At 61.1% G+C, this 23,710-nt stretch carries 25 protein-coding genes; 7 read left to right on the plus strand and 18 right to left on the minus strand.

Features of this window, described 5'->3' with window-relative positions:
- The 9 genes from MOV76_RS28970 to MOV76_RS29010 form a co-directional block, all read right to left on the minus strand.
- A partial coding sequence (locus MOV76_RS28970) for an MmgE/PrpD family protein (protein ID WP_247265818.1) occupies positions 1-626 on the minus strand: 626 nt, incomplete at its 3' end.
- Between the two features lie 9 nt (positions 627-635).
- Positions 636-1,418 (minus strand): amino acid ABC transporter ATP-binding protein, encoded by a 783-nt coding sequence (locus MOV76_RS28975; protein WP_247265819.1) that lies wholly within the window; start codon positions 1,416-1,418, stop codon positions 636-638.
- 11 nt (positions 1,419-1,429) lie between these two features.
- A complete protein-coding gene (locus MOV76_RS28980; RefSeq protein ID WP_130716089.1) occupies positions 1,430-2,212 on the minus strand; it encodes an amino acid ABC transporter permease in 783 nt (260 codons plus the stop codon).
- Positions 2,209-2,955: an amino acid ABC transporter permease gene (locus MOV76_RS28985; protein WP_247265820.1), complete on the minus strand. Its 747-nt coding sequence runs from the start codon at positions 2,953-2,955 to the stop codon at positions 2,209-2,211. The genes MOV76_RS28980 and MOV76_RS28985 overlap by 4 nt, the downstream gene beginning before the upstream one ends.
- 24 nt (positions 2,956-2,979) lie before the next feature.
- On the minus strand, positions 2,980-3,810 hold the full coding sequence (locus MOV76_RS28990; protein ID WP_065276255.1) for a transporter substrate-binding domain-containing protein: 831 nt from the start codon (positions 3,808-3,810) through the stop codon (positions 2,980-2,982).
- Between the two features lie 470 nt (positions 3,811-4,280).
- Positions 4,281-5,126, minus strand: a complete 846-nt coding sequence (locus MOV76_RS28995) for a polysaccharide deacetylase family protein (RefSeq protein ID WP_131702334.1) — start codon at positions 5,124-5,126, stop codon at positions 4,281-4,283.
- Between the two features lie 128 nt (positions 5,127-5,254).
- Positions 5,255-7,138: an ABC-F family ATP-binding cassette domain-containing protein gene (locus MOV76_RS29000; RefSeq protein WP_028733614.1), complete on the minus strand. Its 1,884-nt coding sequence runs from the start codon at positions 7,136-7,138 to the stop codon at positions 5,255-5,257.
- Between the two features lie 132 nt (positions 7,139-7,270).
- The gene (locus MOV76_RS29005) at positions 7,271-8,320 is read right to left on the minus strand and encodes a GGDEF domain-containing protein (protein ID WP_130652142.1); all 1,050 of its coding nucleotides are present in this window, start codon (positions 8,318-8,320) and stop codon (positions 7,271-7,273) included.
- Positions 8,321-8,528: 208 nt separating this feature from the next.
- Entirely contained in the window at positions 8,529-9,038 is a 510-nt protein-coding gene (locus MOV76_RS29010) for a DinB family protein (protein WP_028733616.1), read from the minus strand.
- 139 nt (positions 9,039-9,177) lie between these two features.
- Here MOV76_RS29010 and MOV76_RS29015 point away from each other — a divergent pair, with 139 nt between their 5' ends.
- Positions 9,178-9,867 (plus strand): glutathione S-transferase family protein, encoded by a 690-nt coding sequence (locus MOV76_RS29015; RefSeq protein ID WP_130652144.1) that lies wholly within the window; start codon positions 9,178-9,180, stop codon positions 9,865-9,867.
- Between the two features lie 81 nt (positions 9,868-9,948).
- Positions 9,949-10,371, plus strand: a complete 423-nt coding sequence (gene ndk, locus MOV76_RS29020; protein WP_003547097.1) for a nucleoside-diphosphate kinase — start codon at positions 9,949-9,951, stop codon at positions 10,369-10,371.
- 85 nt (positions 10,372-10,456) lie between these two features.
- Here ndk and MOV76_RS29025 read toward each other — a convergent pair whose 3' ends face one another.
- Positions 10,457-10,960 carry a hypothetical protein gene (locus tag MOV76_RS29025; protein WP_247265821.1) on the minus strand — a complete coding sequence of 168 codons (504 nt, stop codon included), beginning with the start codon at positions 10,958-10,960 and terminating at the stop codon, positions 10,457-10,459.
- Positions 10,957-11,502 carry a CGNR zinc finger domain-containing protein gene (locus MOV76_RS29030; RefSeq protein WP_028733617.1) on the minus strand — a complete coding sequence of 182 codons (546 nt, stop codon included), beginning with the start codon at positions 11,500-11,502 and terminating at the stop codon, positions 10,957-10,959. The genes MOV76_RS29025 and MOV76_RS29030 overlap by 4 nt, the downstream gene beginning before the upstream one ends.
- 65 nt (positions 11,503-11,567) lie before the next feature.
- Here MOV76_RS29030 and MOV76_RS29035 point away from each other — a divergent pair, with 65 nt between their 5' ends.
- Positions 11,568-12,464 (plus strand): branched-chain amino acid ABC transporter permease, encoded by an 897-nt coding sequence (locus tag MOV76_RS29035; protein ID WP_247265822.1) that lies wholly within the window; start codon positions 11,568-11,570, stop codon positions 12,462-12,464.
- Between the two features lie 102 nt (positions 12,465-12,566).
- Here MOV76_RS29035 and MOV76_RS29040 read toward each other — a convergent pair whose 3' ends face one another.
- From MOV76_RS29040 to MOV76_RS29060, 5 genes are all read right to left on the minus strand, one after another.
- Positions 12,567-13,028, minus strand: coding sequence for a molybdenum cofactor biosynthesis protein MoaE (locus MOV76_RS29040; protein ID WP_247265823.1), 462 nt, complete (start codon positions 13,026-13,028; stop codon positions 12,567-12,569).
- A gap of 261 nt (positions 13,029-13,289) precedes the next feature.
- Entirely contained in the window at positions 13,290-13,544 is a 255-nt protein-coding gene (gene moaD, locus MOV76_RS29045) for a molybdopterin converting factor subunit 1 (protein WP_012756855.1), read from the minus strand.
- Entirely contained in the window at positions 13,541-14,131 is a 591-nt protein-coding gene (gene pgsA, locus MOV76_RS29050; RefSeq protein WP_003547103.1) for a CDP-diacylglycerol--glycerol-3-phosphate 3-phosphatidyltransferase, read from the minus strand. The genes moaD and pgsA overlap by 4 nt, the downstream gene beginning before the upstream one ends.
- A 215-nt stretch (positions 14,132-14,346) precedes the next feature.
- Complete coding sequence (gene uvrC, locus MOV76_RS29055; protein ID WP_112906503.1) at positions 14,347-16,389, minus strand: excinuclease ABC subunit UvrC; 2,043 nt, start codon at positions 16,387-16,389, stop codon at positions 14,347-14,349.
- The gene (locus MOV76_RS29060) at positions 16,386-17,153 is read right to left on the minus strand and encodes an SDR family oxidoreductase (RefSeq protein ID WP_018241480.1); all 768 of its coding nucleotides are present in this window, start codon (positions 17,151-17,153) and stop codon (positions 16,386-16,388) included. Before MOV76_RS29060 ends, uvrC begins: the two co-directional genes overlap by 4 nt.
- Positions 17,154-17,518: 365 nt before the next feature.
- Between MOV76_RS29060 and MOV76_RS29065 the strand changes: the two genes are divergently transcribed.
- Entirely contained in the window at positions 17,519-18,154 is a 636-nt protein-coding gene (locus MOV76_RS29065) for an outer membrane protein (RefSeq protein ID WP_018447444.1), read from the plus strand.
- 78 nt (positions 18,155-18,232) lie between these two features.
- Here MOV76_RS29065 and MOV76_RS29070 read toward each other — a convergent pair whose 3' ends face one another.
- Both MOV76_RS29070 and MOV76_RS29075 read right to left on the minus strand, forming a co-directional pair.
- The gene (locus MOV76_RS29070; protein ID WP_018447445.1) at positions 18,233-18,829 is read right to left on the minus strand and encodes a glutathione S-transferase family protein; all 597 of its coding nucleotides are present in this window, start codon (positions 18,827-18,829) and stop codon (positions 18,233-18,235) included.
- A 62-nt stretch (positions 18,830-18,891) separates the two neighbouring features.
- Positions 18,892-19,761, minus strand: coding sequence for a 23S rRNA (adenine(2030)-N(6))-methyltransferase RlmJ (locus MOV76_RS29075; protein ID WP_247265824.1), 870 nt, complete (start codon positions 19,759-19,761; stop codon positions 18,892-18,894).
- Positions 19,762-19,777: 16 nt separating this feature from the next.
- On the opposite strand from MOV76_RS29075, the gene MOV76_RS29080 reads away from it, so the two are divergent.
- The 3 genes from MOV76_RS29080 to MOV76_RS29090 form a co-directional block, all read left to right on the plus strand.
- Positions 19,778-21,982 (plus strand): molybdopterin-dependent oxidoreductase, encoded by a 2,205-nt coding sequence (locus tag MOV76_RS29080; protein WP_130716100.1) that lies wholly within the window; start codon positions 19,778-19,780, stop codon positions 21,980-21,982.
- Positions 21,979-22,572 carry an NUDIX domain-containing protein gene (locus tag MOV76_RS29085; protein WP_028733623.1) on the plus strand — a complete coding sequence of 198 codons (594 nt, stop codon included), beginning with the start codon at positions 21,979-21,981 and terminating at the stop codon, positions 22,570-22,572. The genes MOV76_RS29080 and MOV76_RS29085 overlap by 4 nt, the downstream gene beginning before the upstream one ends.
- Before the next feature lie 145 nt (positions 22,573-22,717).
- On the plus strand, positions 22,718-23,710 hold a 993-nt coding region (locus tag MOV76_RS29090), incomplete at its 3' end, for an alpha-D-ribose 1-methylphosphonate 5-triphosphate diphosphatase (protein WP_247265825.1).

Consider the following 23,710-nt stretch of genomic DNA (forward strand, 5'->3'; position numbering starts at 1 on the left):
GCCATGCCGGCGTGGAAAGGTTTGGCGTCCGTGCCGAACTGCAGCCGCAGGCCGGACGATTGCGTTGCCGCAAGGCCCAGCGCGACGGCGGTCTCGTCGATGGAGGCACCGGTCAGATGGGCGATTGCCGCCGCCGCGCCGATCGTCCCGAGCGTCGCCGTGGCATGGAAACCGTTCTCGTAGTGCTTTGAGCCGAGCGACAACCCCAGCCGCGCCATGGCTTCGAGCCCGACGATATAGGAGGCGATCAGCGCATCTGCGGAAAATTCGTACTCGGCGGCGAACGCCAGCAGGGCCGGGATGATCACGGTCGTCGGATGGCCGCGCACGCTTGCATGCACGTCGTCGTAATCGAGCACATGGCCGGCATGACCGTTGACGAGCGCCGCGACCAGCGGATCGGTTCGGCGCGAGCTGCCGAGCAGGATCGCTTCGCCCGCCAGATTGGCGCCGACGGTATCTGCCAGAATGCCGGTCGTGCGGTCGCCGGCGCCTGCGATCGCACAGGCGAGAAAATCGATGATCGCCGTGCGCGCCGCGTCCAATGCCACCGGATCTTTCGATGGATCCGAGGAGATGATCGCCTGGGCGAATGCCGAAGTCAGGGGCGCGAATGTGCTCGTCATGAAAAAATCCTAGATGCCTTCGCGCACTGGCCCGCGGCCACCGGCGAGACCACCGACGAATTGGCGGATACGGGGATTGTCGAAGGTGTGGAAAATCTGTTCAGGCGAGCCTTGGTCGACGATGCGGCCGTTCTCGGTGAAGACGACGATGTCGCTGATCTCCTCGGCGAACCGCATTTCGTGGGTCACGAGGATGCTGGTCATGCCGTCGCGGATGAGGTCGCGGATCACCCACAGCACTTCGCCCACCGTCTCGGGGTCAAGCGCCGAGGTGACTTCGTCGAACAGCACCAGTTCCGGCTTCATCGCCAGCGCGCGGGCGATCGCGACGCGCTGCTGCTGACCACCGGAAAGCTGGCTGGGATAGGCGCCGGCCTTTTCCGAAAGCCTGACCTTGTCGAGCAGTTCGCGTGCGAGTTTTTCCGCTTCGCGCCGCTCGACGCCGAGGATGCGGGTCGGGGCCAGCACGATATTGTCCAGCACGCTCAGGTGGGGAAAGAGATTGTACTGCTGGAAGACGATGCCGATACGCTTGCGCAGCGCGATGCGTTCGCTCTCCTTGGCCAGTTGATCGACGCGGGTGCCGTCGACCGTGATGCGGCCGCGCTGCGGCGCCACCAATGCGTTGATGCAGCGCAGGATCGTCGACTTTCCCGAACCGGACGGGCCGATAATGGAAACCGCATTGCCCTTGTTGACGGTGAGGTCTATGCCCTTCAGCACCTCCGTCTGGCCGAAGGACAGGTGCACGTCTTCCAGTCGCACGATCGTTTCGTCGGTTTTTGCGTTCATCATTCAAATCCTCAGGCCGTCTTGAAGCGCCGCTCGAGGCGTCGGGTCAGGCGGGCGATCGGGTAGCAAAGCGTGAAGAAGGCGGCCATCACCACGATATAGGCGATGATCGTGAAATCGAGGCGGCGCACGGATGTGCTGGCATCGGTTGCCGCATGCAATAGTTCGTGCACGCCAACCAGCGAGGCGAGCGACGTGCCCATGGTGATGGAGGCCAATATGTTCATCCATGGCGGCAGCGAGCGCCGCAGGCATTGCGGCAGGATGATCCAGCGCAGGGCCTGGCCGCGCGAAAAACCGAGCCCCTTTGCCGCTTCCCATTGCGTGGTCGGGATCGAAAGGATGGCGCCGCGGGTGATCTCGGCTACATAGGCGCTGGCCGGTATGGCAAGGCCGATCACCGCCTTCATCCAATCCGGGAAGGACAGATAGTTGCCGGCCACCACGATTTCGAAGGGAAAGATGTAAGTCGTCGCGAAGATCAGCACGAGATGCGGGGCATTGCGGAAGACTTGCACATAGGCGACGACCGGGTAGCGCACCAGCTTGAAGGGAACCAGTTCCAGTATGCCGAACACGGCTCCGACGGTCGTTCCAAGCGTCATCGCGCACAGGCTGATGACGACGTTCATCATGAAGCCCGAGCCGAGATAGGGAAGCCACGTCACCAGTTCGCGCCCCAGCGTCAGGTCGGCCAGCGACCAGAGGACGATAACGAGCGGGAGTGCCGTAAAGCCGATATTGCGCAGCAGGCGACCACTCCTGCGCTGCTCGGAAAGTACCGCAGTCGTCATAGGCCATACCCCGGAATGGCGAGCTTGCGCTCCACCCACAGGCCGATGCGGGCAACGGCAAGGTTGATGATGCTGAAGAACAGCAGGATGACGATCATCAGTGACACCACGTTGTCGCGCTGCGTCCAGACCATGATCGAGGCATAGGTAATCTCGCTGACTGCAATCGCATTACCCACCGTCGTCAACTTCACGAGATTGATGAGATTGTTGACGATCGCGGGCAGCGATGCCCTCAATGCCAGGGGAACTTCGACGTAACGGAGGATCTGCAGCGTGCTGAAGCCGATGCCGCGCGCCGCTTCCACCGTGGCCGACGGCACCGCCTCGATACCTGCGCGGATCGCCTCGGCATGCAAGGCGGCGATGTGCAGTCCGACCACCGCCACCACCCAAAAGAAGGGTGTCAGCGGATTGTTCTGCGTCCCGCCGACCAGGTTCGATACGAATGTATTGAGAACGAGGAAGCTGAACATCAACTGTACCAGCGTCGGCGTGTTTCGGGTGATTTCCACGAAAGCGCGGACCGGCGTCGATAGCCAGGGCTTGCCGGACGTCAGGCAGGCGGCAAACAGCAGCCCGGCAATCAGGCTGACGGGGATCAAGAGGGCAATCAGATAGAGCGTGGTGATGAAACCATCACGCCATATCTGCGCCTCGTACCCCGTCGCCAGGAACTCGTAGTTAAGGCCAAGCCTGTTCGTCAGGTTGACGAACAGGCTGGTCATGCTGGTGTCCTGCATGTCGATCCGCCAGTGTAACCTGTCTTACTTGCCAGCCGACAGGGTCTTGCGCTCTTGTTCGAGATAGTCGGTATTGCGGAGCCGGTTCGCCTTCGCAAATTCCAGGAGCTTTCCTGACGTATGGAGCTGCCGGATCGACTTATCGAGTGCCTCGGCCGTCTCCTTTTCGCCTTTTCGCACCCAGATCACCGAGTCGGAAGGGAGCAGTTCGGTCGGGAAGAGAATAGTGTAGTCCTTCCACTCCTCTGGCCGGTCCTCCAGCAGAAGGCCGACGGTTGCGCCGACATGGACGGCGGCGACACAATTGCCGCCCTGCAGCGCCAGCAGCGATTCCGGCTGGCTCGGCAAGCCCTTTACCTCGGCGCCGTATTGTTCGATGAGCGGCTGCGTGAAGTTCGACCCTTGCGAAACGCAGACCGGCTTTCCCTTGAGATCTGCCCAGTCCTTCAGGCCGCTGTCCTTGCGTCCGACGGCAGCACCGCCGCTGCGATCATACGGCGTCGCCACCCAATCAAGAACTTTGGCGCGGTCCTCGGTATATTGCATGTTCGCAATCAGGATATCGACCTTGCCCTGCTGGAGAAATTGCACCCGGTTCGGGGGCGTGACGGTGACTGTTTCCAGCTTGACGCCAAGATCGTCAGAGAGCGCTTTTGCAATATCGAGATTGTATCCCTTCTGCGTTTGCGATGTGGGATCGATATAGCCGAAGGGCGCCCCCGAGAGGATGACGCCAACGGTAAGGGTGCCGCGGGCTTTGATGCGGTCGAGCGTGGCATCCGCGGATGCCTGCGTTGCCGCCAGCAAGGCAATCGACATGGCGAGGAGCGCCTTCGGGAGAAATTTGCGTGACATGTTTGAGCTCCGTCTTGGGAAGGTAGAAGGACCGGTTCAGGTCCCCGAGCAGTTGCAGCACTCTTTGGCTCGACTGCTATGGCGTGGATGTGCGCCACTTTGAGGTGAGGCCGAAAAGGCTGGTGATGAGATGGACGTCGGCTTCCCGCGCAATATTGGCCATGCTTCTCCGCGCTGATAGAAAAGGACGCTGACCGCATCGCTTTCCTGCGCGAATCGGCAACTGGACGGCTTTGAAAGGCATAGGGAACCGATGAGAGAGAGAAGGAACGTTCTGTCTCAGAGAAAATCATCATTGTGATGGATTTTGTAGATTTTATTTTCTGAAATAGGCGCGTTCGTTGAAAAATCTTGTGCACGAGAGGGTTGCTGATCGGCAACCTTCCCGCCCGGTAATGGCATCAAAAAACGGATTTTGCTCGGCCGAACTCGTGCCGTCTTGCGGCTAATCCCGACTGGGCAACCCGCCCTTAGCGGATCGTCACGAAATCGGCCGAGGCGAGGACGTTGTTCGGCGCCGGCGTCTTCTTGAATTTTAGCGTCACCACCTTGTAGCCTTCGGTTTCGAGTTTCGAGAGCAGGGTTGGTAGCATCGTCGCCGTGCGTTTGTGGATGTCATGCATCAGGATGATGCCGCGGCCGCGCTTGTGCAAGAGGTTCATCGTCCGCTGCGTTATGGAGACCGGCGTCGTGGTGAAGTAGTCCTTGCTGTCGATATCGACATCCATGACCACCATGTCGCGCATCGCGACCGCGGCCCGCAGCCTGTGGCTCTCGGCAAGATAAGGGAAGCGGAAGAAGGAGACATCGGTTTCGGTCGCCTTGGTCACCGCCAATTCGCCCTTGATCACCTCGGCCATCGCCGCGTCGAAACTCAGCGAAGCGAGGTTGGCGTGGTCATAAGTGTGGCTGCCGATCGTGTTGCCGTCCTGGGCGACCTTGCGGGCGAGCGCCGGATGCATCTCGGCCATCTCGCCGACCATCATGAAGGCGCCCTTGACGCCGAACTGGTCGAGGATTGCCAGCACCTTGTCGGTCCGGCCGGGGATCGGGCCATCGTCGAAGCTGAGGATCACTTCCTTGTCCTGGAGCTTGAGATCGGCGAGCGAGGAGACCTCCAGCGTTCGTCCGGCCAGATGGTGCCAGCCGGTTAGGCGCGGCGTCGCATCGTCGCCGGCATAGGCAAGTTTCCGCTCTTCGGGCGCGATCACCGAGGAGGTCTTGATCGATGTGTCAGGAGCGGATTGTCTGGTGGTGCTGCAGGCGGAGAGGGCGGCCGTGAGGGCCATGCAGGACAGAACGAAAAGACGATACATGGAAAGGGCTCAACAAATCGGTAACGAATGTTGAGACAACCTTTCGGATTATGGTTAACGATCGGTTGATAATGGCCGAAATTGCGTTGATGCGCGGCACTTCGCCACGCATTCGATGAGACCTGTGGCTATCCCGCCATCGCTTCTTCATATTCGGCCGACAGCATCAGCCAGTCTTCCTCGGCGGCAGCCAGTTTTGCAGCAGCTTCGCCGCGCTGTTTTGCCTTCTCGGCGGCTTTAGCGGGCGTCTTCTCGTAAAGGACGGGATCCGCAAGTTCCGCGTCAAGCGCCTGAATCTGTTTCTCCAGCTTCGCCGTCAAGGATTCAATTTCGTTGATCTTTTTCTTAAGTGGCGTCAGTGAGGCGCGACGTTCTGCATTGAGCTTGCGCTGGTCGGCCTTCGATGTCGCGTCTTCAGTTAGCTGCGGCTTTTCTTCTTTTTTTTTACCGGATGTGACGATGAGGTCGCGGTACTCGTCCATATCGCCTTCGAAGGTCGTCACCGTACCGCCATTGACCAGCCACAGCCGATCGACCGTCGCCTCGATCAGATGGCGATCGTGCGAGATCAGGATGACGGCGCCTTCGTAGTCGTTGAGCGCCTCGATCAGCGCGCGGCGGCTGTCGATGTCGAGGTGGTTGGTCGGCTCGTCGAGGATCAGCAGGTTCGGCGCATTGAAAGCGGCAAGCCCCATCAGCAGGCGGGCTTTTTCGCCGCCGGAAAGATCCTTGGCGGCCGTCGCCATCTTTTCGGTCGCAAGCCCCATCTGGGCGACGCGGGCGCGCACCTTGGCTTCCGGCGCGCCCGGCATCAACCGGCGCACATGCTCCACGGGCGATTGCTCGGGGATGAGGTCGTCGAGCTGGTGCTGCGCGAAGAAGCCGATCTTCAGGCTCGGCGCGATCTTCACTTCACCGCTCTCCGGCGCGAGCCGGCCGGAGATGAATTTGGCGAAGGTCGATTTGCCGTTGCCGTTCGAGCCGAGCAGGGCGATCCGGTCGTCATTGTCGATACGAAGATTGAGGTTCTTCAGGATCGGATTGCCGGGCTCATAACCGACGGCGCCACTCTGGATCGCGACGATCGGCGAAGCCGGCTGCTTTTCCGGCTCGGGAAAAGTGATCGGCTGCACATGGTCCTCGATCACCGCAGCGACCGTTCCCATGCGCTCGAGCGCCTTGACACGCGATTGTGCCTGTCGGGCCTTGGAAGCCTTGGCTTTGAAGCGATCGATGAAGCCCTGCAGATGTTTGCGTGCCGCGTCGTTCTTGGCCTTGGCCTTCGTCTGCAATTCGTCGGCTTCCGCCTTCTGCCGCTCGAACTGGTCGTATCCGCCGCGATAGAAGGTAAGCTTCTTCTGGTCGAGATGGACGATCGCATTGACCGCATTGTTCAGGAGGTCGCGATCGTGGCTGATGATGATGACGGTGTGCGGATAGCGCCTGACATAGTCTTCCAGCCACAGCGTGCCTTCGAGGTCGAGATAGTTGGTCGGCTCGTCGAGCAGAAGCAGGTCCGGCTCGGAAAACAGCACGGCGGCGAGGGCGACGCGCATGCGCCAGCCGCCGGAGAAGGAGGAGGCGGGGCGGGCTTGCGCCGCCTTGTCGAAGCCGAGGCCGGCAAGAATACTCGCCGCGCGCGCTTCGGCCGAATGCGCGTCGATATCGACAAGGCGCATCTGGATTTCGGCGATGCGGTGCGGGTCGGTCGCGGTTTCCGCCTCGGCAACGAGGGCGGTGCGTTCCTTGTCCGCGGCAAGCACGATCTCGATCAGCGCGTCCTCGGTCGCCGGCGCTTCCTGCGCCACCTGGCCGATACGTGCGGCCTTCGGGATCGACACCGATCCGGTTTCCGCACCGAGATCGCCGGTGATGACGCGAAAAAGCGTGGACTTGCCGGCGCCGTTGCGCCCGACGAGCCCTGCCTTCGTGCCCGAAGGCAGCGAAATGCTGGCATTGTCGAGTAGCAGGCGCCCGGCGATGCGGGCGGAAATATCGGTGAGCGTGATCATGGCCGGCGTTTTGGCCGAAAGCGCTCGCCAAGGCAAGAGCGCTTATCCCGCGCCAAGCTTGCTTGTGCGCTGACAAGCCTGCTTATCCCGGGGACTAGCCTCCTTGTCCCACCGCAAGATTGCTTGTGCGTCTCAGCGGCCGAAAGCCTGCACCGGCAGTCGGGGGTTCGATTGTGCGGCGAGAAGCGCCACCCGGGCATTGGCCTGTAACTGTCCTGGCGTTGCCGCATCTGTGCTGAGTGCCACGCCGATCGAGATGGTGAGCCTGCCGGGATCGGCCTTGTCGGATGTCGCAAAGACCAGATTGTCCTCGACGGAGGAGCGAAGGCGTTCGGCGATCGTCATTGCATCCTGCATGCCGACATTGGAAAACAAAAGGGCGAATTCGTCAGCCTCGGTGCGGGCAATAAAATCGTTCTTCTTGATCGACTTTTGGAGGAGGCCGGCGAGCTTCTTCAGGAGCTTGTTGCCTGCCTGGGTGCCGTATTTGCCGTTGAGATCGGTGAAATTGTCGATATCGACCATGATCAGCGCGCTGCCGGCGGCACCTTCTTCCCGCTCGTAGAGGTCGGCAATCGTCCGGTTCAGTGCGATGCGGTTCGGAAGTCCGGTGATCCTGTCGGCGATCGCAGCCGATTGCATCGCGGAAATACCGCGCTCCAGCGTTTCCAGCGTCTTGATGTCGTCCTGCAGCCTGGCGCCGATTTCCATCTCCGCCGCAAGAACGGTCGAAAGCGAAGCCGTGAGGTAGTCGACCTCGCCGAGGAAAGCGGCAAGGCTCTGGTCGTCGTGGCCGGAAACGGATTTCAGGATCGTGCCGCAGGCGCGCGCAAAGGCGTTCTTGTGCTTCAGCCCTTCGGCAAGCCTTTCCGCCACGTCGCGCAGCATCCGGCTCGCCTCGTTCCGTGATGTCTCGCCCGCCAGCCCGCAATGGCCGACGAGGCGGTATTTCAGGCCGAGTTCGTCGAGCATCGGCTGCTGCGGCTGCGGTCCGAGTGCCGCGACATCCTGCGCAAGGCCGGCATTCAGCCCGACGATCGCCTCGTGAAAGAGTTCGTAATTACGCGGTAGTGCCGCGACGTTCAGGCGCGCCATGTGCTGGGCGATCTTCTGAAAATCCGCCATCGGCGCGGGGCGCGCAGCCTCGCGCGGCACCAGTGCGTTTGCGCTTGCATTCTGCATGACGATCCCTCGCGGCCCGGCCTCATCTCTCACATCCGCTATGCCCGCAAGCTTTTAAGAGAGGCTGAATTTTCAACGGCGAAGCCCTGGATCGGCGGCAGAACCGGCAAAGGCGGTTAATTCAGTCTTGATGGCCGGAACATGATGCCGAAAAGTATGGGCGGTTTTCCGGATGACATCATGTTCCAACTTTTAATTCGGATCGGTCCTACATCCACTCGCGGCCCTCGCTGCGCAGGAAGTAGATGAGATCAAGCACGAGGCTCGGTTTGCCCAGCGCCGTCAGCGTCATATGGCACTGGCCGCGATGATGGGTCTGGTGGTTGAAGAAATGCGCGAGCGCTGCCGACAGAGGCTGGGTGATCTCGACCGGCTGTACCACCGTTACATAGGTGAAGTTGGCGGCGAGGGTTCTATCGTCCAGCATGCCTGTCCAGGCAATGATCCGCTCGTCCTCTGCTTTGCGTGCGGCGGCAAGAGCATCCAGTTCTTCGAAGAGCACGGCATCGAGTGTCGTCGGCGCTTCGCCGGTGCCGGTGAAGCGCTTCATCCATATCCGGTCGGCGACGAGCAGGTGATTGAGCGTGCGATGAAGCGAGCCGAAGAAAGCGCCGCGGTCGCTGCGGAATTCCGCATCGCTGAGTTCGGCGGCAGCCGCATAGACTTGCGTGTTGGCCCAGCGATTATAGGCGGCGAACATCCTGTAATGTCTGAGCATTCAGTCCCTCCCGGATTGGTCGCGGCAGTCTAGCCCGTTTTCCCGGAAATCGCAGTGATGCGCCCATGAAATTTCCTGATTTGATCGCAGCCGCTTTCTGTCGTGGAATGGATCGAGCTGCGATCTCGAAAGGACTGTTATGACCAGAGCCCTCTATTCCCTCTGTGGCGCCGACGAGCGGCGCTTCTTTTCGCCCCATTGCTGGAAGGCGGTGATGGCGCTGGCGCATAAGGGGCTCGATTTCGAGGAGATTCCGACGACCTATGCCCGCATCCGCGCGATCGGCGGCGGCGTCTCGTCGATCGTGCCCGTTCTCGACGATAACGGCCGGCTGATCCCCGACAGTTTCGACATCGCCCTTTATCTGGAGGAAACCTATCCCGAGCGGCCGTCACTGTTCAACGGCGAGGGCGGCAAGGCGCTATCGCGAATGGTGGAAGGCTATTCGCAGATGATCATCCATCCGGCGATCATGCGCATTGCCCTTCTCGATATCCATGCGAACCTCGACGAGGAAGACAAGGCCTATTTCCGTCAAAGCCGGGAGGCTCGGCTCGGCAAGCCGTTGGAAGTGGTTGCCGCCGACAGTGAGGCGGAGAAGGCCGCCTTCGCCGCCAAGCTGGAGCCGCTACGGCACATGCTGAAGTTCCAGCCCTTCATCGGCGGGCAGACACCGCTCTTTGCCGACTATATCGTCTTCGGCGCGCTGCAATGGCTGCGTGTCTCTGCCGGTCTCGCCATGCTAGCTGCCGACGATCCCGTCATGCTCTGGTTCGAACGCTGCCTCGATCTTCACCAAAGCCGCGGCAGGACTGTGACAGCGGCGTGAAATTGCCGCCTACCTCTTGTTTTCGGGCGTTAGGGCGGGTAAAGACCGCCCACTTTTCCCGAGAAAACAGAGGATTTGACTATGGCGATTGAACGCACCTTCTCGATGATCAAGCCGGACGCAACGAAGCGCAACCTGACGGGCGCCATCACCAAGATGCTCGAAGATGCCGGCCTGCGTGTCGTCGCTTCCAAGCGCGTCTGGATGAGCCGTCGCGAAGCCGAAGGCTTCTACGCCGTTCACAAGGACCGTCCCTTCTTCGGCGAACTGGTCGAAGGCATGACCTCCGGCCCGACCATCGTTCAGGTGCTCGAAGGCGAAGGCGCGATCCTCAAGAACCGCGAAATCATGGGCGCGACCAACCCGGCAAACGCTGACGAAGGCACGATCCGCAAGGTTCACGCTCTGTCGATCGGCGAAAACTCGGTTCACGGTTCGGATGCTCCTGAAACGGCTGCCCAGGAAATCAAGTACTGGTTCTCCGATACCGAAATCGTCGGCTGAGGCCACGCTTCGGCATTCGCCGGCAATGCCTTGAATTGACTCTCGAAAGCCGGGGCCTTGCTCCGGCTTTTTCTATGCATTTCTTCTAGGCAGGGCATTTGTCGGTGTTCGAGAAATCGACGCTGCCGTCAGGCTTGAAGACCTCCGGGTTCTTTTCATAAAGCGCGCCGAGGACGAGCGGCTTGCTCGGCAGGACGGTCTGGTCGAGGTCGGACCGGAACTGCGTCTTCAATTCCTGCAGCACCTTGCCGTCCTTGTCGACCAGCCGGACACTCACGGAATAGGGGCGGTCCTTGCGCACGCAGTGCAGTTTTTCGCTCTGCAGCGCGATCCTGTCGTCGATCGGGTAGATTTTCTGGTTCAGCACCAGCGGATCGCCGCCTTCAGGATTTTCGAATTCGGCGATGATGACAGAACCGTCGGGGATAGGCCCCGTCTTCTTCAGCGTCAGCAGATAGGTGGCGCTCGCCACCCGATAGTTGAAGACGAAGAGATGGCCGGTGACCTCGACCAGGTTTTCAGCCTGGCGTTGACAGCCGGCAAGCAGAAGGCCGGCTGCTGCCACCGTTACGATCATATATTTTCTCATGGCGTCTCCTCCTTCTTGCGGCGATAGTGACGGTTCGCCTTGGCGCGGTTGCCGCAGACCGCCATGTCGCACCAGGCCCGGCTCCTGTTCTTGCTGCGGTCGATGAACAGCCAGCCGCAATTGCCGCAGATCTTCATGCGCTGGGGATCAGGCATGGCGATCAGCCGCAGCACTGAATGGGCGGTCGCCGCGGCCATGCTGCCGGGGCTTGCTTCGCGCAACACATTCGCCAGCGCCTCCAGCAGGCTGGCGAGCAGTTGGTCGTCGCCGCCATTCAGTATACGCTTGCGGAAATAGAGGTCGATTGCTTCCCGCAGCGCGATGAAATCCGCCTCGTTTTCCCTAGCCACCGGTGCGATGTCGCCGAAGAGGGCGCGCTCGGCGCAGAATTCAGCGGCGGCGCGCGGAAAGCTCCGCATCTGGTCCCTATCCGCGAAGCGGTCGATCCGCCGCGTTGCATCGTGGCGCAGAACGACGCTGTTGGCGACATCGAGCGCCAGCGCACCGCCGGCAAACCGGTGAGGGGTCCAGGAAAAGCTCATGATGAAATTATAACTAGCGAAATAGGTTTTACCAGTTATAATTTTGGTGACGCGGAGTGTCTGGAATGGCCTATCTTCTGCAGCAGCTGGCGAATGCAGTTCCGCTGGCCGCCCTCTATGCCGCGCTCGCCTTCGGCTATGCCGTAGCCTTCGGTGTGACGAAGCGGGCTGACATCACCTATGGGGCGATCTTCGCCTTCGCGGGCCAGATCCTGCTGCTCTTCACCGAACTCGCCTATGTCAGGTTTTGGCTGGTGCTGCCGGCGGCACTTGCCGTCGGCGCCTGCGCTTCCATCGTCTATTCGCTGGCGGCGGGCCTATGGATCGGCCGTTCGATCATGCTGCCGCTGGTCAACAAATCGCCGAATACGGTCATCGTTGCCGCCCTCGGCATCATGATCGTGCTGATGGAAACGGCCAGGCTTGCCGCCAATACCCGCGCCATCTGGCTGCCGCCGTTTCTGAACGAAACGGTCGTCTTCTGGAGCGACGGCCTGTTCAAAGTGACGCTCACCCATATCCAGCTGATCAACACGGCGCTGATGTGCGCCATTGTCGCTGTGGGTACGCTGATCCTCAGGCGCACGGGCTGGGGCCGCATCTGGCGCGCCGTCACTGATGATCCGCTGGCCGCCGAGCTCTGCGGCACCAGCGCCGACCGCGTCTTCCTCGTCGCCTATGCGGCCGCCGCCCTCGTCGCCACTATCTGCGGCATCCTCGCCACCTTCTATTACGGCTCGATGGATTTCGGCGCCGGCCTGATGTTCGGGCTGAAGGTGCTGCTGATCGCAGCTGTCGGCGGTTATTCCGATCCATTGCGCTCGGCAGGCGGCGCCGCCGGGCTTGCCGTCGTCGAAACCATGTGGGGCGCCTACGGCCCCTTCGTCTGGCGGGATCTCGTCATCTTCTCGCTGCTCGTCCTGCTCTTGGTCATGAGCCGCAGGGAGCGCGTGGTTCTCTAAAGCAATCCCAGCAAAAGTGCGCAGCGGTTTTGCGGCCGGAATTGCGTGAAACAAAAAGGTGGAGCATTTCCGTCACTCGGATAAATCAGGAAATGCGCTAATTTACTTCCACTTGTCGCGCGCCGCGTCGTCGGCGTCTTTCGCCGCGACCCAGTCGCCGGTGGCGCCATCCCTAGCGTGCTCCTTCTTCCAGAAGGGGGCTGCAGTCTTCAGGAAATCCATGACGAAATTGGCGCCGTCGAACGCCGCCTGCCGGTGCGGTGCGGTTGCGACGACGAGCACGATATTCTCGCCGGCGGCGATCTTCCCGTAGCGGTGGATGGCGGTGAGGCCGAGAAGTCCGAAACGCGCGATGGCAAGATCGCCGATGCGCCGCATCTCTGCTTCGGCCATGCCGGGATAATGCTCGAGTTCGAGGGCTGCAAGCGTGCCGCCTTCATCGCGACAGAGGCCGGAAAAACTGACGACGGCGCCGATGCCGGCTTTGCCCTTCGAGAGGCGATCGACCTCGGCCTGCAGGTCGAAATCCTCATGCTGGACGCGGATGGTGGGGGCAATGGTCATGACAACATCCCCAACTGCTTTGATGTCGTAGCGGAGGCTATGGAGAGGGCGTGCCGTGCCACCCCCCCTCTGCCCTGCCGGGCATCTCCCCCACAAGGAGGGAGATTACGCGTGGCTTGACCATCGTGCCCATCTACAGTTTTGCCGGGCTGCGACGTGGATTGCTTGGGGAAGTTCGTGCTTCCAGCCAATCTCCCTCCTTGTGGGGGAGATGTCCGGCAGGACAGAGGGGGGTAGCGACACGGCACCACCATCACCGCCTCATCCCCCTGTCATCGGCGGAAATATACCGATCTCTTTCGCACCCGATATCGGCTCGTCATGCTCGACATGCTCCATGTCGAGCGCCACGCGGATCACGTCGGGATATTGAAGTGCGGTCTCATATTCTTCGCCCAGCGTCTTCAAATGATTCAGGAGATCGGCGACGGTGACGACGGAGGAGGGGAGGTCGATCTCCTCCTCGCCCTTGCCGATGCGCTCGCGCACCCAGGCGAAATAGACAAGCCGCGTCATTCCTCGTCATCCACGATATGTTTCACCCCGGCGCGGAAATAGTCGTAGCCGGTATAGATGGTCAGCAGCGCCGCGATCCACAGCAGCGCGATGCCTGTCTGCGTCGTATAGGGGAAAATCTCGTCTCCGGCCGGGCCGGCGAGCAGGAAGGCGATGGCGACGAGCTGCAGCGTCGTCTTCCACTTGGCGATCCGCGTCACCGGTACGCTGACCTTCAGCGCCGCCAGATATTCGCGCAAGCCCGAAACCAGGATCTCGCGGCAGAGAATGGTGATCGCCGCCCAGATCGACCAGCCGGCGATGGTCTGGTCGGCCGCGACCAGCAGAAGGATCGAAGCGACCAACAGCTTATCGGCGATCGGATCGAGCATACGGCCGATATTCGACGTCTGGTTCCAGATGCGCGCGAGATAGCCGTCGAGGAAATCGGTGAGCGAGGCGATGACGAAGATCCACAGCGCCACCCAACGCGCCGTGTTGCTGATCGACAGCCTGCCCTCGATGAAGAAGCAGAGAACGATCAGCGGTACGGCGAGGATACGGCCGTAGGTCAGAAGATTGGGAATGCTGTACGCACGCGATGCCATGGGATCGTTTCTCTGAATTGATGCGCCGCTACAGCGCCGCACGTCTTTTCAGGCGCGCAAAGGACGCTGTAACACTTTAGAATATCCGCATCGAGCTTTCCGAAAGTCGATTCCGATTTTCGGGCCGATGCGGTAGATGACGGCTTTGGCTGCGGACCGTCAACATTCTTTCTGTCTTTTCACCGCCTTTGCGTGGAATTTGCGACGGACGCCGGTTATTTCGCGGCGTCGTCGTGGAAATGGTTATAGACCTGCTTGGCGACGGCTTCCGATATGCCTTCCACCGCCATCAGATCGGACAGGGCTGCGCGCGAAACGGCCTTTGCCGTGCCGAAATGCTGGAGCAGCGCGCGTTTGCGCGATGGCCCGATGCCGCCGATCTCGTCGAGCGGGTTCTTGATCATTTCCTTCTTGCGCCGTGCCCGATGCGAGCCGATCGCGAAACGGTGCGCCTCGTCGCGCATGCGCTGGATAAAATAGAGCACCGGATCGCGCGGCGGCAGCGTGAAGCTCTCGCGTCCGGGCGGGAAGAAGCGTTCGCGCCCGGCGTCGCGGTCGACGCCCTTGGCGATGCCGATCGCCGTCACGCTGTCGGTGATGCCGAGTTCGGCAAGGATGGCGCGCACCGCTGTCATCTGACCCTGGCCGCCGTCGATGAGGATCACATCGGGCCAGGTGGGGAAGGGCATGTCGGCTGCATCGGGAGTGGCCGCCTGCGCCGTCCGGTCAGGAATGCCTTCCTCCTTGATCAGCCGCGAGAAGCGTCGCGTCATCACTTCCTTCATCATGCCGAAGTCGTCGCCGGGCGTGATGTCGGTCGATTTGATGTTGAACTTGCGGTACTGGTTCTTGACGAAACCTTCCGGCCCCGCGACCACCATGCCGCCGACGGCATTGGTGCCCATGATATGCGAGTTGTCGTAGATCTCGATGCGCTGCGGTGCATAGGCAAGCCCGAACGTTTCCTTGAAACCTTCGAGCAGCCGCGACTGCGACGCCGTCTCGGCAAGCTTTCGCCCATGCGCCTCGCGCGCATTGCCGACGACATGGTCGACCAGATCGCGCTTTTCGCCGCGCTGCGGCACGAGGATGGAAACCTTGTGGCCGGCTTTTTCGCTGAGCGCTGCGGCGAGCAGCTCCAGCTCCTCGACCGTCTGCGACAGCATGATCTGCTTCGGCACCGGCTTGTCGTCGTAGAACTGCGCGAGGAAGGAATTCAGCACTTCGGCGCCGGAAAGCTGCGGGTCGGCCTTCGGGAAATAGGCGCGGTTGCCCCAGTTCTGGCCGGTGCGGAAGAAGAACACCTGGATGCAGGAGATGCCGCCCTCATGGTGGATGGCGAATACGTCAGCCTCCTCGACGCCGGCCGGATTAATGCCTTGGTGGCTCTGCACGTGCGAAAGTGCGGCCAGGCGATCGCGATAGATCGCCGCCCGCTCGAAGTCGAGGTCCTCGGCCGCCTGGTTCATGGCCTCGGCCATATGCGACTTCACCTTCTGGCTTTTGCCGGACAGGAAGTCCTTCGCCTCCTGCACCAGTTCGCCGTAACCCCCATCGCTGACCTCGTGGGTGCATGGCCCCGAACAGCGCTTGATCTGGTAGAGAAGGCAGGGTCGTGTGCGCGTTTCGAAGACGCTGTCGGTGCAGGTGCGGATCAGGAAGGCGCGCTGCAGCGAATTGATCGTGCGCCCGACCGCGCCTGCCGAAGCGAAAGGTCCGAAATAGTCGCCCTTTCGCGCCCTTGCGCCGCGATGCTTGAAGATCGCCGGCGCCCGGTGGTCGCCGGTGATGAGGATATAGGGAAAGGACTTGTCGTCGCGCAAAAGCACGTTAAAGCGCGGCCGCAAGCGCTTGATCAGATTCGCTTCCAGAAGCAGCGCTTCGGTTTCCGTGCGCGTCGTCACGAATTCCATATTGGCTGTCTGGCGCACCATCTGGGCGATGCGGTTGGAATGCACCCGGCCGACGGCGTAATTGTTGACGCGCTTCTTCAGGCTGCGCGCCTTGCCGACATAGAGCACGTCGCCCTCGGCATTGAACATGCGGTAGACGCCGGGACTGTTGGGAAGCCGCTTGACGAATTCGCCGATCAGTTCCGCGCCGATGAGCCCGGTTTCATTGAGGCTGCCCGCATTCCAGTCGACCGTCGTCGCAAGCGGGGCCGCGGCGGAAACGTCGCCTTCCACTTCGATATCGTCTTCGCTCTCATCCGTATCATCGTAGAGAACGCCGCCATCCGGCAGCTTTCGTCCGTTCATTCCGTAATCTCCGCCACATCGGGCGTCTGCCAGGCGAGGTGCTGGCCGCCGTCGAGGGCAATCATCTGGCCGGTGATCGAGGGCGTGTCGTAAAGGAAGCGAATCGTTTGTCCGAATTCCTCCAGCGCCGGCCCTCGCTGCAAGATAAGGGCTGAGACCTGCGCTTGGAAGTCCTCCATCGCCTGCCGCTCGCTCGGCATCGAGGGGCCGGGGCCGATGGCATTGACGCGGATGCGTGGCGCCAATGCCTGTGCAAGCGTCTGCGTCGCCGTCCACAGCGCGGATTTGGAGAGGGTATAGGAATAGAAGCTGGGCCTCAGCGCCCAAACCCGCTGGTCGATGATATTGACGATCTGCCCCGATGCCTCAGCGGGCATCTGCTGCGCGAAGGCGGCCGCAAGGATAGAGGGCGCACGTACATGCAGGTCGAAGTGCAATGCCCAGGTGGCGGCATTGAAACTACGCGCTGAATCATGCTGGAAGACCGACGCATTATTGACGAGCAGATCGAGCGGCCCGAGCGCTTCCGACGCCTTCGCGACCAAGGCGGCTGTTTCGCCGATATCGGTGAGGTCGGCCTGCAGGGCGGTCGCCCGATATCCCTTTCGCCGCAATTCCGCCACCAGCTCTTCGGCCTCACCGATGGAGCCGTTCGCGTGGATCGCAACGGAAAAGCCATTTGCAGCAAGGTCTTCGGCGATTGCCCGTCCTATTCTTTTAGCAGCCCCTGTTATAAGGGCCGAGCGAAGTCTTTTGTGGTTCAAAATCTTGCCTTCTGATCCCGCGAGTCTGTCTGCAGACTATATAGGGGCCAACGGAGATTATATAAATAGGCCGTTGCGGTTGCGTCCGGGAGCCGGATATTCTATGTATTATTTAAGAATGCGATTTCTTAAAATAAGTATTTTTAGTTTAACACTTCAGTATGGTTAATGAAGTGTATGTTGCGTCAAAGCAACATCGAATTTCAGCCATGCGGCAGCCACAATGATATCACAATTTGGCTCTTTCAAATCCGCATTTGAGTTCCAATTTCAGTCTCGATCCGGAAGGGACATCTGGCAATATCCCGCCAATGCTTCACTGATAGACAGATGACAAGCGGCGCGGGACTGAAAGGAGACTAAGTATGCGTGTACTCATTGCTGGCCTCATGGCCTCCGTTTTTGCAATTGCGGGCGTCTCGGCAGCTCAGGCGGCCGATGCCGTCGACCAGGTTCCGGAAGCACCGGTCGCCCAGGACGCTCCAGTCAAGCCGGCAGGCAACTGGGAAGGCTTTTATCTCGGCGGCGCTGGCACCTACAACATGGGTGACTTCGGTTCCGACCGTCACACCTATGGTTTCGGCGGCCAGGTCTTCACCGGCTACAACTGGCAGCAGGGCCAAATCGTTTACGGCGTTGAATCCGATCTCGGCTACAGCGGCGACGACGTCTCCTCGGGCGGCGTCAAGAACAAGTATGGCTGGAACGGCTCCGTCCGTGGCCGCGTCGGCTACGACATGAACCCCTTCCTGCTCTACGGCACGGCCGGTCTTGCCATCGGCGACGTCAAGGTTTCCGACGGCACCTCGGACGAAAGCAAGACGAACTATGGCTATACGGTCGGCGCCGGCGTCGAAGCCTTCGTGACCAACAACATCACGACGCGCCTGGAATATCGCTACACCGACTACCAGAGCAAGGACTACGACCTCGACTCCGGCAGCTTCTCGCGCGGTTACGACGAGAACAGCGTCAAGCTCGGTATCGGCGTCAAGTTCTAAGCCGACTGAACATATTGGACATAAAGAAGCCGGGCACGTCGCCCGGCTTTTTGCTGTCTGCTCATTGTTCTGAAGCGCTCAGCCCTGGGACTTGAGCTCGCTATGGGCAGGGAATTTCTTGTCGAACTGCCGCAGCCAGTCAGTCAGCGGCGCATGATCGGCTTCCCACTGGTCCTTGAAGCGCAACTCGAGATAATCAAGCGTGGCCGCCAGTGCAAAATGCCCGCCGTTGAGCTTCTTGCCGAGCTTCGGCGGATTGGTGCTGAGATGAGCGAGACCGCTCGTCGCCTTCTTCCATTGCCGGTCGATCCACGGCTGGTGAACCTTTTCCTCGTCGCGGAAGCGCCGCTCGTAGACGATGGCCAGCAGGCAATCGCAGATGCCGTCGCAGAGCGCCTCGAGGATTTCCGCATCCGTGCGCTTGCCCTTCTTGGAAGGGTAGAGCCCGCCTTTCGTCAACCGGTCGAAATAATGCATGATCGCCACGCTGTCGTATATCGAGACCTCGTCATCGGTCAGAAGCGTCGGGATCTTGCCGAGCGGATTGTTGTCCACCAGGATTGCCGGTGCGGTATTGGTGTCTACCCGAATGGCGTTCAACTCCAGGCTCAGAAAATGCGCGGCCATCCGCACCTTGTTGGAATAGGGCGAGGCGGGCGAACAAAGGAGCTTCATGGGGGACACCTGATGAGATTGTGGAGCTGCGGCGCGGACTATTCCGCAAGCAGCTTAAGTGGTCAATCGTCCTTGACGGCCTTGTTCTCTCCGCGCAGCCAGAAGGCACGGTGCGAGGCGAAACGGTCTTGCGCCAGATGGTCCTTCAATGCGGGCAGCAATTGGTGCAACTCGTCCTTCAGCGTGAAAGGTGGGTTGACGATGACAAGGCCTGAGCCCGTCAGTCCCGTAATGCCGCGGTCGCTGCGAACCGCGAGTTCGGCGCAGAGCATTTTCGGGATGTCGAGCGCCTGCAGCGTCTCGTGGAATTCCTTGATCGGCGCGCCGTTCTTCAGCGGATACCACAGGCAATAGGTGCCGCCGGGAAAGCGCCGATAGGCCTTTTCCAGCCCCTCGGCCAGGCGCTGATATTCGTCCTCTTCCTCGAAGGGCGGATCGACGAGCACGATGCCGCGCTTCTCTTTCGGCGGCAGATGCGCGCCGAGCGCCAGCCAGCCGTCGAGCTCGGTGATGCGGGCATGGTGATCGCCCTCGAACAGCCGGTGCAGCCTGACGTAGTCCTCGGGATGCAGTTCCATCGCCGACAGCCGGTCCTGCGGCCGGAACAGCATGCGCGCAAGTTTCGGCGATCCGGGATAGAAACGGATGCCGCCCTCAGGATTGAGTTCGCGGATTGCCGAGAGGTAGGGCTCCAGCAGTTCGGAAACCTGAGGGCCGAGGTCTGCCTCCATCAGCTTGCCGATGCCATCGACCCATTCGCCGGTTTTCTGCGCTTCTTCGGAGGAAAGGTCGTAGAGCCCGATGCCGGCATGCGTGTCGAGCACGCGGAATCCGCCATCCTTCTTTTGCATGTAGCGGATCAGCCGCGTCAGCACGGCATGTTTCAGCACATCGGCAAAGTTGCCCGCGTGATAGATGTGGCGGTAGTTCATTTTTGCTGATGTCCGTATGAATTCGCGTCATGGGGAATTTTTGTGGCTTTTGGCCGTGCAAGCCTTGGAATATACAAATGCCATGAACATTGCGACCCCCATCCACGCCAAATCATCGAAGCCGGACAACAGGGTGGGCCACACCGCCTGTCCGCATGACTGTCCCTCCACCTGCGCGCTGGAGGTCGATATATCAGAGGATGGCCGCATCGGCCGTGTGCGCGGCGCCAATGACCATTCCTACACGTCGGGCGTCATCTGCGCCAAGGTCGCCCGCTACGCCGAGCGGCTCTACCATCCCGACCGCCTGATGCATCCTCTACGTCGCGCCGGCGCCAAAGGGGCAGGGCAGTGGCAGCAGATTTCCTGGGACGATGCGCTGGATGAGATCGCCGAAGCCTTTGTGAAGGCCGAGGCAAGGGACGGCAGCGAGGCGATCTGGCCCTATTTCTACGCCGGCACCATGGGCTGGGTGCAGCGTGACTCCATCGATCGCCTGCGTCATGCCAAGCGTTACTCCGGCTTCTTCTCCTCGATCTGTACCAACCCCGCCTGGACCGGCTTCACCATGGCGACCGGCACGCTGCGCGGTCCCGATCCGCGCGAGATGGGCCGCACCGATTGTGTCGTCATCTGGGGCACCAACGCGGTCTCGACGCAGGTCAACGTGATGACCCACGCCATCAAGTCGCGCAAGGAGCGCGGCGCGAAGATCGTTGTCATCGACATCTACGATAATCCGACGATGAAGCAGGCCGACATGGCGCTGATCGTCAAACCGGGCACCGATGCCGCACTCGCCTGCGCCGTCATGCACATCGCCTTCCGCGACGGTTACGCCGATCGTGACTATATGGCGAGATATGCCGACGATCCCGCTGGTCTCGAGGCGCATCTCAAAACCAAGACGCCGCAATGGGCCGCTGCCATCACCGGCCTATCGGTCGAGGAGATCGAAGCCTTTGCCAGCCTCGTCGGCACGACGAAGAAAACCTTCTTCCGCCTGGGCTATGGTTTCACTCGCCAGCGCAACGGCGCGGTCGCCATGCATGCGGCTGCCTCGATCGCCACCGTTCTCGGCTCCTGGCAATATGAGGGCGGCGGTGCCTTCCATTCGAACAGCGACATCTTCCGCATGAACAGCGCCGAACTGACCGGCCGGTCGATGAAGGATGCCGATATCCGCATGCTCGATCAGTCGCAGATCGGCCGCGTCCTGACCGGCGATCCCGTAGCGCTACGCCATCGCGGCCCGGTGACGGCAATGCTGATCCAGAACACCAATCCCGCAAACATCGCCCCCGAGCAGCGCCTCGTCAGACGCGGCTTCGCCCGCAATGACCTCTTTGTCGCCGTGCATGAGCAGTTCATGACTGAAACGGCTGAGATCGCCGATATCGTCATTCCCGCGACGATGTTCGTCGAGCACGATGACATCTATCGGGCCGGTGGCCAGAACCATATCCTGCTGGGGCCGAAGCTGGTCGAGCCGCCGCCAACCGTGCGCACCAATCTCTTCGTCATCGAGGAACTGGCAAAACGCCTCGGTGTCGCCGATCGCCCCGGCTTCGGCTTCACCGCCCGCGAAATGGTCGACCGCATCCTCGAATCGAGCGGCCTGCCGGATTACGACCATTTCCTCGAACACAAATGGTTCGATCGCCAGCCCGCGTTCGAGGAGGCGCATTATCTGAACGGTTTTGCCCATCCGGATGGCAAGTTCCATTTCCGCCCGGACTGGATCAATCAGCCGGCGCCGAACAAACCTCCGGCGGCGATCGGCGCGCTCGGGCCGCACGCCGCGCTACCGGCCTTCCCCGATCAGGTCGATGTCATCGAAGTCGCCGATCCCGAGCATCCCTTCCGGCTCGCCACGTCGCCGGCGCGCAACTTCCTGAATTCGAGCTTCTCCGAGACCAAGACCTCTCGCCAGAAGGAGGGCCGCCCTGAAGTGATGGTCAATCCAGCCGACGCCGAAGCCAACGGTATCGCCCATGGCGATCTCGTCCGCATCGGCAATAGCCGCGGCGATCTGCGCATTCACGCCCGCGTCACCACCGAGGTGAAATCCGGCGTGCTGATCGCCGAGGGGCTTTGGCCAAACAAGGCGCATGTCGACGGCGAGGGTATCAATGTCTTGACTGGCGCCGACCCTGTCGCGCCCTATGGTGGGGCGGCCGTGCACGACAACAAGGTCTGGCTTCGCAGGGACCCAGCATGATGCAGCCGAAATCACGGGTGAAGATCGTCAGCGAAGAAACACTGTCGAATGGGTGGACGCGGCTGAGCAGCTATCTACTCGACTATATCGACCGCAAGGGCGCAACCCAACGGCTGAAGCGGGAGATCTATCACCGCACGCCCGCTGCCTGCATCCTGCTTTATGATCCCAAGCGCGACCTCGTCGTTCTCGTCCGCCAGTTCCGCCTTGCCGTCCATCTCAACGGCGATCCCGCCTGGATGATCGAGGTGCCGGCCGGCCTTCTCGACGATGACCATCCCGAAGCGGCGATCCGTCGCGAGGCGATGGAGGAGACCGGCTATCGCCTGCGCGATGCGCGCTTCCTGTTCAAGTCCTATACCTCGCCGGGTGCCATCACCGAAGTCGTCCACTTCTTCGCAGCCCTCATCGACACTGCCGACCGCGTGGCGGAAGGCGGCGGTCTGGACGAGGAACACGAGGATATCGAGGTCCTCGAAACCCCGCTCGACGAGGCTGCGGCGATGATCGAAACCGGCGAGATCTTCGACGCCAAAACGATCGTGCTTCTACAGTGGGCACTGTTGAACAGGGCAAGGCTGACGGCGTGAATTTGTCGGGGCGAGCGCATCGGATCATTTCCAAAGCGCAAGTTTCCGCTTTAAGATGATGCAGCGCGAAATTTCATACGACTGTCACGAAGCGGTTCTATCCGCTGCGGTTTGTCAATCATCGGATGCGGTCAGGAGAAAGCCCATGTGGCTCAGCAATTTCACCCTCGTTCTCCCAAACGAGGTGGTGAGTGAAGGTTCCGTGCGTGTTGAGGATGGCGCCATCGCCGAGATCAGGCCGGAGCCGGTCGCCGGTGCTGCCATCGATGGCGGCGGGCGGCTGCTGATCCCCGGATTCGTCGATCTGCACGGCGACATGATCGAGCGCGAGATTGCACCACGGCCGAACGCGACGATGCCGATCGATTTCGGCATCCACGAACTCGACAAGAAGCTTGCCGCCGCCGGTGTCACGACGGCGTTCGCCGCCGTCTCCTTTGCGACCGAGAGCGTCTACGGCCATGTCCGTTCGCTGGAGACCACCTCCGCAGTGATCGAGGGCATCAATCGCTTGCGGGATGATCTGCTGATCGACCACCGCGTTCACGCCCGTTACGAAATCACCAATGTCGGGGCAGCTCCCGCGCTTGAGCGCCTGCTGAATGCCGACCAGATCGACATGGTCTCCCTGACCGACCACACGCCGGGCCAGGGCCAGTACAACAACCTGCAGAGCTACATCCTCAGCATTTCCGAGCGCCGCGCCATCTCCGAGGACATGGCGGCGGAGATCGTCGCCAAGCGCATCGCCATGCGCAACAATCCGGACATCGAGGCCAAGCTGAAGGAGATCGTCGCGCTGTCGCTGAGGCACAAGCTGTCGCTTGCCTCGCATGACGATGACAGCGTCGAAAAAGTCGCCGAGATGCACGATCTTGGCGTCACCATCAGCGAGTTTCCGGTCACTGCACCTGCGGCCGAGGAGGCGCGCCGCCGCGGTCTCTGGACGCTGATGGGTGCGCCGAACGCGCTGCGCGGCCAGTCTATGTCGGGCAATCTCAGCGCGCTCGACGCCGCCAAGGCCGGGCTGCTCAGCGTCATCGCCGCCGATTACCATCCGGCTGCCTTCGTGCCCGGCATCTTCAAGCTTGCCGACATGGTGGAAGGCGGCCTGCCGGCAGCCGTTGCCATGGCGACC

Origin of the sequence: Rhizobium sp. PRIMUS64, assembly GCF_023006465.1 — a bacterium.
GTDB classification, from domain to species: domain Bacteria; phylum Pseudomonadota; class Alphaproteobacteria; order Rhizobiales; family Rhizobiaceae; genus Rhizobium; species Rhizobium leguminosarum.